Source organism: Mesorhizobium sp. M7A.F.Ca.CA.001.08.2.1, assembly GCF_003998455.1.
In the GTDB taxonomy this organism is placed as follows: domain Bacteria; phylum Pseudomonadota; class Alphaproteobacteria; order Rhizobiales; family Rhizobiaceae; genus Mesorhizobium; species Mesorhizobium ciceri.
The window spans coordinates 1-10,403 of the sequence record NZ_RZPW01000133.1; the positions used below are offsets into that span (position 1 = coordinate 1).

Annotated in this window: 10 protein-coding genes; 3 read left to right on the forward strand and 7 right to left on the reverse strand. The window is 62.4% G+C overall.

Going from position 1 to position 10,403, the window contains the following annotated elements:
• Positions 1-184 precede the first annotated feature (184 nt).
• From EN914_RS10800 to lgt, 4 genes are all read right to left on the reverse strand, one after another.
• Positions 185-1,336 (reverse strand): Xaa-Pro peptidase family protein, encoded by a 1,152-nt coding sequence (locus EN914_RS10800; protein WP_024505629.1) that lies wholly within the window; start codon positions 1,334-1,336, stop codon positions 185-187.
• Positions 1,336-2,130, reverse strand: a complete 795-nt coding sequence (gene pgeF, locus EN914_RS10805; RefSeq protein WP_024505628.1) for a peptidoglycan editing factor PgeF — start codon at positions 2,128-2,130, stop codon at positions 1,336-1,338. The genes EN914_RS10800 and pgeF overlap by 1 nt, the downstream gene beginning before the upstream one ends.
• A 105-nt stretch (positions 2,131-2,235) precedes the next feature.
• Positions 2,236-3,324: a class I SAM-dependent methyltransferase gene (locus EN914_RS10810; RefSeq protein ID WP_127389074.1), complete on the reverse strand. Its 1,089-nt coding sequence runs from the start codon at positions 3,322-3,324 to the stop codon at positions 2,236-2,238.
• A complete protein-coding gene (gene lgt, locus EN914_RS10815; protein WP_024505626.1) occupies positions 3,321-4,175 on the reverse strand; it encodes a prolipoprotein diacylglyceryl transferase in 855 nt (284 codons plus the stop codon). The genes EN914_RS10810 and lgt overlap by 4 nt, the downstream gene beginning before the upstream one ends.
• A gap of 169 nt (positions 4,176-4,344) precedes the next feature.
• Between lgt and EN914_RS10820 the strand changes: the two genes are divergently transcribed.
• The 3 genes from EN914_RS10820 (at position 4,345) to EN914_RS10830 (ending at position 5,879) form a co-directional block, all read left to right on the forward strand.
• Positions 4,345-4,647: an accessory factor UbiK family protein gene (locus EN914_RS10820; RefSeq protein WP_013530008.1), complete on the forward strand. Its 303-nt coding sequence runs from the start codon at positions 4,345-4,347 to the stop codon at positions 4,645-4,647.
• Between the two features lie 344 nt (positions 4,648-4,991).
• A complete protein-coding gene (locus EN914_RS10825) occupies positions 4,992-5,492 on the forward strand; it encodes a YbjN domain-containing protein (protein ID WP_013530009.1) in 501 nt (166 codons plus the stop codon).
• A 27-nt stretch (positions 5,493-5,519) separates the two neighbouring features.
• On the forward strand, positions 5,520-5,879 hold the full coding sequence (locus EN914_RS10830) for a tRNA-binding protein (RefSeq protein ID WP_013530010.1): 360 nt from the start codon (positions 5,520-5,522) through the stop codon (positions 5,877-5,879).
• Positions 5,880-5,994: 115 nt separating this feature from the next.
• On the opposite strand, the gene EN914_RS10835 is transcribed toward EN914_RS10830, so the two are convergent.
• The 3 genes from EN914_RS10835 to EN914_RS10845 form a co-directional block, all read right to left on the reverse strand.
• On the reverse strand, positions 5,995-7,569 hold the full coding sequence (locus EN914_RS10835; protein WP_024505625.1) for a hypothetical protein: 1,575 nt from the start codon (positions 7,567-7,569) through the stop codon (positions 5,995-5,997).
• A gap of 288 nt (positions 7,570-7,857) precedes the next feature.
• Positions 7,858-8,880, reverse strand: a complete 1,023-nt coding sequence (locus EN914_RS10840; RefSeq protein ID WP_024505624.1) for a glycosyltransferase family 1 protein — start codon at positions 8,878-8,880, stop codon at positions 7,858-7,860.
• Between the two features lie 220 nt (positions 8,881-9,100).
• A partial coding sequence (locus tag EN914_RS10845) for an ATP-binding protein (protein ID WP_127389075.1) occupies positions 9,101-10,403 on the reverse strand: 1,303 nt, incomplete at its 5' end.

A 10,403-nucleotide genomic window follows, 5' to 3' on the forward strand; every position in this document is an offset into this window, starting at 1 on the left:
CCCAGACGTTGCGGGCAGCGTCTGGGTCGACGTCGCCGGCGGGGTGATCGCCGACGGTTCGAGCACGTCCTTTGCGTTGGTGCAGGCAGCAAGAGCCAATGCCACAAGCAATGACACGGTCGTCACATGCGATCGTCTCATTTGCCTTCTAACTCCTTGGCGAAGAACGCCTCCCACTGTGGATTCACTTTACGATCAAGTCGAGATCATGGCGGGACAGCGGCCTGGGCTGGGATTCGGTGGTCAGGTAGGTGCGGCCAAGCGTCATCGCCGTCTCGGTATCGGAGTCCATGATGATCATATGGGCGAACAGCGTCATGTTGGGCGCGATCGGTTCGGGATTGCCCTGGTAGAACATCGGCATGTCCATCCAGGACGGGGTGAAGCGGGCGCCGACCGAATAGCCGCAGGCGTTCAGCCGGTGCTTGGTCAGGCCGTGTGCCTCCATGGTGCGGGCATGCGCATCGAAGACGTCGCCGAAGCTGTTGCCCGGCATAATCGCCTTCTCGACAGCCAGGAGTGCTGCGCGGGCGGCGTCGAACAGTTCCTGATGGCGCTTCGACACCTTGCCGGTCAGCACCGTGCGCATCATCGGCGCATGGTAGTGGTTGAAGACGCCGGCCCATTCGAGCGTCAGCTGGTCGTTCTTGGTGAGCTTGCGGCGGCCGGCCTTGTAGCGGCACAGCAGCGCATCGACGCCGGAGCCGATGATGAACTCGTTGGCCGGATAGTCGCCGCCGCCGGCGAAGATCGCGCCCTGCATGGCGGCCAGGATCAGAGCTTCGTCGCCGCCTTGCTTGATCAGCGGCAGTGCCGCGTCGAGCGCATCGTCGGAGAGATTGGCGGCCTTCTCGGCCTTGGCTATCTCGGCCGGGCTCTTGAACAGGCGCAGCCGGCCGACAATGCCGGACGCATCGGCGATCTGGCCGAAGGTCTGCAACTGCTCGTCCAGGCGGCGGCCGTTGAAGGCGGTCAGGCCGTGGGTGTCATATTCGACACCAATGCGGGCGCCGAGCAGGTCGAGTTCGTTGAGCAGATTGCGCAGGTCGACCGCGGGATTGGCGCCGTTGCGGTCGGTCCACAAGACGATGTTGTCGATAATCGAGGTCTGACGTGCCTGGCGCAGGTCGGCCGAGCGGGTCAGAAGCACCATCGAACCGTCGGCCTTGACCACCAGGCACTGGAAGAAGCAGAAGCCGAACGTGTCGTAGCCGGTCAGCCAATACATGCTTTCCTGCGCGAACAGCAGGATGGCGTCGAGCTTCTTTTCGGCCATCTCGATGATCAGCCGGTCGCGCCGCGCGTCAAATTCAGATCGTTCAAAATGCAGCGCCATTATTCCCTCTCCAAGACAATTGCCGAAACCTGCCGGCCGTAATCGGGCTCCTTGCGATGCGTGGTGCGCCGATAGGAGTAGAACAGGCCTTCCTCGGCGTAAGTGCAGCGGTCTAGGCCCTCAGCCGTCACGCCTGCCTTGGCCAGCCGGTCAACCGTGTAGCGGTTGAGGTCGAACATCGCATGGCCGGCATTGGCGGACGGAGCGAAATAGAGGATGTTTTCGGCGTCGGCTTCGACAAAGCGGGCGACGAATTCCGGGCCGACCTCGTAGTTTCGCGGGCCGATGGAGGGGCCTAGCACGGCGACGATGTTTTGGCGCCGGGCGCCGAGGCTTTCCATCGCCAGGATGGTGTTTTCGAGCACGCCGGTGAACGCGCCTTTCCAGCCGGCATGCGCAGCGCCGATGATGCGCGCCTGCGCATCAGCGAACAGCACGGGACCGCAATCGGCGGTCGAGGCGCCGATGGCGATGCCCGGCCGGTCGGTGACGATGGCGTCCGCCTTGGGGCGCTCGCCGGCAAAGGGCTCCCTGGCGATGACGACATCGGGCGAATGGATTTGCCAGGCGGTCAACAGATGCCTTGCCGGCACGCCCATCCAGGCAGCGACACGGGCGCGGTTCTCGGCAACCAGCGTCTGGTCGTCATTCGATCCGGTGCCGATGTTGAGGCCCTGATAGATGCCGCCGGAAACACCGCCGACGCGGGTGAAATAGCCGTGGCGGATGCCTTGTGCCTGCGCCTCGTCCAGCAGCGGCGACCGAACGGGATCCGGTTTGGTCTGATTCAGCATGCGGGCGTTGTTGTCCGTGTGGGCGGTTTCGTCAAGAAGAAGGTGCTTGGTCGAGAACAGGCTGCAAAGCGCGGACGGGAGATTGGGAGGGGCGGCGGTAAAAAGTCAACCCGCCTCGGCAAAGGGCCGAACCGCCACGCCGCGAGGCAGCACCGCAAGCACCTTGAACAGCTCGCCCATGGCTTGCGGCCCTGCGAGGCGCTCGACGTCGCCGGCGATCCTTTCGCGCGCCGCCTGGCCGGCATCGGCGCCAAGGCGGCCGGCGCGCTCGAGGATGCCCATGCCGAGCAGGAAATCGCCCTGTGTCGTCAGATGGGCTTCGAGGCCATGTGCACGCGCGATCGCGGCAAGGGCGGCGAAATCGACGTGGGAGGTGAGGTCGGCCTCACCGGGATTGGCCAGCACATCTTCGTGATCATGGCTGCGCAAGGCCTGCAGCGTGTCCCCGACACCCGGCTGGAAATGGCCGTAGTCGAGAAACAGGCCGGCGCCACCATGCCTGGATATGCGCTCGGCGATTGTTGCCATCAGCGCGGTGCGGGCAGGTGCCACTTCGGCGATCGCACCTTGCGGCGCGTCAGCGGCATCGGCGGGCAGCAGCGTCGGGTCGACCGAGCCGGCGCCGGCGAAGAAGCAAAGGTCGTTGGTCTCGTCGAGGCCGACCATGCGCTCGCGCCAGCCGGCGCCGGCGCGGACGAACTGGCGGATGGGCACTGCGTCGAACAGTTCGTTGCCGACGATGAACAGCGATTGTTGCGGCAAGGTCTCGATGGTTTCGTGCCAGCCAACCGCGAAGGGTGTGACGCCAAGCGTCTTTTTTTGCACCTCGGTCAGGCGCGGGCTTGTCTCGATCATGGCGAAGGTGGCGCCGTTGGCCAGGTCAGGATCGAGCCGCGACAGCGTGCGCAGCATGTCCTTCATCAGCGTGCCGCGGCCGGGCCCGATCTCGGCGATGGTGACCGGCAGTGGCCGGCCGCTCGCTGCCCAGACCTGGTACATCCAGACCGCGACCAGTTCGCCGAACATCTGGCTGATCTCCGGCGCGGTGACGAAGTCGCCGCCCGCACCAAAGGGCTCGCGCGTCGTGTAGTAGCCGTCCGCCGGGTCGAACAGGCACAGCGCCATGTACTCGTTGACGGGAAGCGGCCCAAGGGCCTCGATCAGGTCGACGATGCGGGTCTTCAGCCGTGTCATGCCGGCTGCGGCTGTGCCACCGGCTTGGCGGTCAGCATCGCCCAGATGCCGGCCAGCACCATCGGGGTAGAAAGGATCATGCCCATGGTCAGCCAGTTGGTGCCGAGGAGATAGCCGAGCTGCTGGTCAGGCTCGCGGAAGAACTCGACGAAGATGCGCGACAGGCCATAGCCGCAGATGAAGGCGCCGCCGACGAAGCGCGGCGTCTTCAGCTTAAGGCGCGAATGGGTGAGAATGCGCAGCACGAGGAACAGCACCACACCCTCGAGCAGCGCCTCGTAAAGCTGGCTCGGATGACGGGCAAACGGCCCGCCATTGGGAAACTCGAACGCCCAGGGCACGTCGGTTGGTCGGCCCCACAGTTCGGAATTGATGAAGTTGGCGACGCGCACCAGGCCAAGGCCGACCGGCACGCCGGCCGCCACGACATCGAACAGCGACCATGTGCGGATGCCGCGCTTGATGGAGAACAGCGTCATGGCGAGGATGACGCCGAGCAGGCCGCCATGGAACGACATGCCGCCCTGCCAGACGGCGAAGATGTCGAGCGGGTGCGCGATGTAGCGCGCCAGATCATAGAAGAGCACATAGCCGGTGCGGCCTCCGAGCACGACGCCGATGGCCGCCCAGACGATGAAGTCGTCGAGATCCTCCGGCTTCATCGGCAGGACGCCGTTCGGCCACAGCCTGGCATTGGCGGCGAGCCCCTTGGCATACCACCAGGCGAACAGGATGCCGACGATATAGCCGACGCCATACCAGTGCACCGCCAGCGGCCCGATCTGGATGAGGATCGGGTTGATGTTGGGGAAGGGCAGGGAGGCCAGCGGCAGCAGGAAATATTCGTTCAACGGGGAACTCTCGATTGCGAACGTGTTTGGGCGCGGACCATGCGGCAGGGTTTTGGCAGGGTCAAGGCAAGGTGGGCGCACTCGACTTGATGCCGCAGCAAGGTGCAACATGCTTGCATTCGACGCGCGGCGCCACTACGTCAATTTTGTGCAAGCGCGAGGATTTGCCATGTCGACCGGACCGAACCGCATTCTCGATGAATTCGCCAAGCTGATGACCGACGCCGCCGGCGCCGCCCAGGGCGTGCGCCGTGAGGTGGAGACCGCCTTCAAGGGGCAGGCCGAGCGCATTCTCAATACGATGGACGTGGTGCAGCGCGAAGAGTTCGAAGCCGCGCGCGAGATGGCCGCCAAAGCGCGGGAAGAGAATACCCGCCTTGCCGCCCGCATCGAGGCGCTCGAGGCGAAGCTTGCAGAACTGGCCGGCGACGCCACACCAGCGACGGCCGCCAAGCCGCGCACAAAAAAATAATCGTTAAACTTTTCCACATAGCCCGATCCTGAAAAGCGCTTTGCCGTGAATCGCTTAACGGCATTGCATGAATCTTTGTGACAGCGGCTTTCCACATGCGAATGACGCAGTGCGAAAAATTGGGCTGTTCACGCGACTCCCGATCAATAGACTGAATTTGTTGCATGATTCGGAGCAGGGTCATGCGACCGGGCGGTGGGGTCCGGTCTGGGGTCTTTGCGTCGAGAAGTCGTCTTTGCGCGAAGAAAGTCCTGGCCGTCCGAGTTCTAGACAAGATTGTTCGTTGTGTGTGCCCTCCCGCGGAGCGTGTGGCGGCGCTCGTACAGAACGACAGGAAGCATTCCATGGAACTTCTCGAACTCGAATTCTCCCGCGAAATCCATCCGGTGGATGTTATCGAGCAGGTGGCCCACAACAACGACTGGTCTTTCGAGCGGGCCGGCGACGACGAGATTTCGATCTCGGTTGCCGGAAGCTGGACCGACTATCACGTCTCCTTTTCGTGGATGGAAGATTTCGAGGCGCTGCACCTGGCCTGCGCCTTCGATATCAAGGTGCCGGAGACCCGCACGCTGGAAGTGATGCGGCTCCTGTCGCTGATCAACGAGCAGATGCTGTTTGGCCATTTCGACCTCTGGGAGCAGGAGGGCGCGATCATGTTCCGCCAGTCGCTGCTGCTGGCCGGCGGGGTCGAGCCGTCGAGCCAGCAGGTCGAAGTGTTGCTGTCGTCGGCGCTGGAAGCCTGCGAATGCTATTTCCAGGCGTTCCAGTTCGTCGTCTGGTCGGGAACCTCGGCCAAGGATGCCCTGGCCGGCGTGCTGTTCGAGACCTACGGCAACGCCTGAGTCCCCGTTAAGGCAGACAAGACCAAGATGAGTTCGAACACCGAGCGCAAGCCCGAGATCAGTTTTGCCGATTTCGATCGTGTCGACATCCGCGCCGGCACGATCGTCGAGGCCGAGCCGTTTCCCGAAGCGCGCAAGCCCGCGTTCAAGCTGAAGATCGATTTCGGCGCCGGCATCGGTATCAAGAAATCGTCGGCGCAGATCACCAAATACTATACACCGGAGACGCTGATCGGCCGGCAGGTGTTCGCGGTGGTCAATTTCCCGCCGCGCCAGATCGGTCCATTCATGTCGGAAGTGCTCACTCTCGGCTTTCCCGACGAAGAGGGCGCCGTGGTGCTCGGCGCGATCGAGCGTAAGGTGCCGGATGGCGGGCGGTTGTTTTAGGGTCTCAACTGGGGATCGGAATCCCCCGCGAACCGGGATGGATTGATAATCCTTTCGGCAGATGCTTCAGCATGAATTTCATGCCATGTCGTGACAGGAATGTCGCGCGCGGACATCATCCGCTTTTCCTGTCCGCGTCGACCAATTTCCTTATTCTGTAAAATTTGAACTGTTTGCCTTCGGCGATTAATTCAAGGTTGCCGTGTCGTGGCGGGCTGCGCTCCGGCGCGATTACCAGCAGATAGTCAAAGTCACGGGTCCAATGCGCTGCATACGCTGCCTCGACCGGTGGTAAAGCACCGGCGGCGTAGGCCTCCAGCTCAGACATCGGGATAGGCCCGCCTTGCGGTACGGTCAGGTTTGCCACTTCCGGCCGGGGCCTCACCGGCTGTTTTCCCGGATAGGTGAACAGCGTTGGCATCAGTGCATTGCGTGTGACTACGGCCAACGCGGCAGCATTGTACATTGGATAAAGGAGCAGATTCGTTGGCGGGTCGTCTGGGAGGCCATTCTGGCCGGTAAGGATTCGCGAACCCATTGGAATGGCGTCGAACGCGGTCATAAGGGCACGATATTCGCTGCCGCACGACAATTGGGCCCAGATCGCGATGCCACTGTTTGCAAGCCCGGCGCCAAACGCCAGCGCGACGAGAAGTGTTCCACGCGAGCCTTGCGGACGCTTGATCGTGACGAAGGCTGGCAGGATCAGAACAAGCGCCAGAAGGACGCGCCCGTCGACAAAGGCCGTGTCCGCAACGCGAAACGGCATGACAATGAACAGGCACAAGAGCCCAAAGCCTATCCAGCAGCCGACGCGAGAGACCGCCACCATCCTGTGCTTCACCGCAAGGTAACTGAGAATGACCAGCACCACGGTCACGGCTGAGGAAGTGTATCTGCTGAAGCCGTTGACTTGAACCAGCGCCAACAATTTCGCCGACAGGGCCCATTCGGTTCCTTCGCCACCCACTTTGCCGCCGTAGGCGAGCGCCAGGGCGCCAACTGCGACGACCGGAGCAGCCATTCCGGCAACCAGCAAGATCGTGCGTTTCCAATTCTCAATATGGTCTGGCCAGCGGGAGAGTTCGTACAGCCCCACCACAATGCCATACAGGCCGAGGGCAAATAGGTGAGAGATATACAGAACCATGACGAAGACGGCGTGGATCGCAAGGCGCAGCGGCAAAGGTCTTTCCGCAAGCCAAATCCAAACCGCGATGGACCAAAGAACGATTCCCAGTCCAAATTCAAAATTCACGAATCCGAAAGCGAAAGGCATGGCGTAGAGGAAGAGCGAAGCGACGAAGCCGCTGAGGATCACACGCCCCTGTGCGGCCGCTCCGACGGCCATTGCCCCGCTGACGACCAGCATTTGCGAGACTAGATAGAAAAGCTTTGATGCCAGCTCGATCCCGATCAAGCGCCCAGCGAACGGGACGACGAGATCCATGGCTAGATTAGGGTAGGGTGCCCACGCGGCTTCATAGTAGGGATGGGCTTCGGGCGTACCGGCGCGCATCAGGATCGACATTCTTGCGAGATGATTTGGATAGTCTGCCATAGCGGGTATGTCGACGAGCAGTACGGGCAAGAAAGCCACCACCAGCAGAACTATCAGCAAGGTACCTTCGGGCCTGATGAAATGGCTCGTGTAACTGTTGATTTTGTTGCTGACTGTTGCTTCGAGCATGCCGCAATGTAGGTAGAAATGGTAAATTTTGAGTCGCCGACAATTGCCAAGGATTCTCCATGTCTTTGGGAGGGCGAGATGACGGCGCGGCTCAAGTATGGATGACTACGCAGCCCTGAACTGCGTTGTCACTCTGACTTGGTCATGGCTTCGAAGTCGCACAATACGTCATGCCGAACATCCCTTTGAAACAAGGTGCCGTGGCAGACTAACGGTTGATTGTGCGTCGCCGCGCTTTGTCATCCGTGGCGGTGTGTCAGCTTCGCCCTTGGATAACGAAAAGCACGATCAGGCCGCCAGCTTTCGCGGTGTGCCCAGTGCTTCCTCGACCGTATCGAGGAACATTTCCGCACAGGCCTTCCAGCTGTAGCGCATGGCGCGTTCGCGGGCTTCGGCATGGTCGACGTTGAGCGCGGCGAGTGAGGCCTCGCGCAAATCGTTGGAGACCGCGCCGCCAAAACCATCGCCGACAATGTCGATCGGCCCGGTCACCGGATAGGCGGCAACCGGCGTGCCGCTGGCCAGTGCCTCGATGATGACGTTGCCGAACGTGTCGGTGCGGCTCGGGAAGACGAAGACGTCGGCCGAGGCATAGATCTCGGCCAGTTCGTCGTTGGGGCGATGGCCGAGGAAATGCGCTTGCGGATATTTCGCCTTCAGCCTGGCAAGCTCGGGGCCTTCGCCGACGATCACCTTGCTGCCGGGCAGGTCGAGGTCGAGGAAAGCACCCAGGTTCTTTTCGATGGCGACGCGGCCGACGCAGAGGAAGATCGGGCCGGGGAAGCCGAGGTCCTTCTTCCTGTCCGGGCGGAAATGGTCGGTGTCGACGCCGCGCGTCCATGGCCGCAGCTTGGTGAAGCCGCGCGCGGAAAGGTCGTCGGCGAGCGACTGGGTGGCGACCAGCGTGCCCTGGCCGGAATTATGGAAATCGCGCAGCCAGCGATAGGCCCAGCTTTCCGGCACCGGCAGGCGGGCGCTGAGATATTCGGGAAAGCGCGTGTGATAGCTGGTGGTGAATGGACGGCCGGCATTGCGGCAATAGCGCCGCGCCATGATGCCCAGCGGTCCTTCGGTGACGATGTGGATGTGGTCGGCCTTGCCGGCGTCGATCAGGCGCGCGACATGGCCGGGCGTGGTCAGCGCCAGCCTGATGTCGGGATAGGTCGGCAAGGGCAGGGTGCGAAAGATATTGGGCGTCAGGAAATCCACCGCGACGTCGAAGGACTTCAGCGTCTCGGTGAGCCGCTCCAGCGTGTGGACGACGCCGTTGACCTGCGGGCGCCAGGCATCGGTGACCATCAGTATGCGCATGGCGGCCCTTTGCTTGAAAGGTCGACGGTTGCCTTGAGACGATGCCGGAACGGCGACCAGCCTGCTGCTCTCGCTTCGCTCCAGCGCACCCGGACAGGTACGGGGTCGAAGTGAGGCGGCAAGGCCGAATCAATTGAGGTCGCGCGCTTCATGCGCGCTCTTGATCATGGTTTCATGACGGGCGGATGAAGCCGTTTCCACTTTTCGGAATCGTGCCCGGTTATGCCGGAACCTTGATGATGGCGCGCAGTCCGCCGAGCGGGCTGTCTTCAAGAGTGATGTCTCCGCCATGGGAGCGGGCGATGTCGCGGGCGATCGACAGGCCGAGCCCGGTGCCGCTGGCATCGAGGTTGCGGGCCTCGTCGAGCCGCACGAAAGGCTTGAACACGTCTTCGCGTCGATCGGCGGGAATGCCCGGACCATCGTCATCGATGGTGACCAGCAGCGAGCCGCGGCCATGGGTGGCGTTGACCTCCACCGTCTTGGCATAGCGGAAGGCGTTGCCGATGACGTTGGACATCAGCCGGGCAAAGGCATTGGGCCGCACATGCACATCGTGATCGCCGGCAAGCGTCGTCGACAGCTTACGCTTGCGCAGCCTGGCTTCCTCGTCGAGCTTTTCGAAATAGGCCTCGAGATCGAACCGTCCGGCGTCTTCCGAAGCTTCGCCGCGGGCAAAGGACAGATAGCCTTCGAGCATCGACTGCATGTCGTCGATGTCCTGGTCGAGCGCTGCCTTGGTCTCGGCCTTGCCGCCGGAAAGCGCCAGCTGCAGCTTGAAGCGAGTGAGGATGGTTCTGAGGTCATGGCTGACGCCGGTCAGCATGGCGGTGCGCTGTTCGATCTGGCGTTCGATGCGCTCGCGCATCTGCATGAAGGCAAAGCCGGCGCGGCGAACCTCCTCGGCGCCGCGCGGCCGGAAATCGCGCGGCATCGGCCGGCCTTTGCCAAAGCTTTCGGCGGCTTCGGCAAGCATCAGGATCGGCCGGATCTGGTTGCGCAGGAAGGGAATGGCGATCATCAGCAGCACCAGCGAGGTGCCGACCATCCAGATCAGGAAGATGTGGGTGTTCGAGGCATAGGCCTGGCTGCGGCGCACGAAGACGCGCAGCACCTTGCCCTCGAGCTGCACGCGCACCTCGACGATGTTGGAGTTGCCGACCGTGTCGATCCAGAACGGGCGGTTGATCTGGCGGGTGATCTCGGACGAGAGAACATCATCCAAAATCGAGAAAAACGGCTTTGGACCGGGCGCGGGGAGTGGGTCGGGCGGCAAGAGGTCGACCTTCAGCTGCATGCGGTCCTGGGCGATGCGGATTATGTTGGTGTAGTCGGCATCGCGCGGATAGGTCTCGATCAGGTCGATGATGGCGGCGATGTCGCGCACGGTGGCCTGCGACAGGCGCTGCGTCACGGTTGCCCAGTGACGTTCCATGAAGACGAAGGCGACGACCGATTGCAGCAGGATCATCGGCGCGATGACGATGATCAGCGAGCGGGCATAGAGCCGCTTGGGCATATAG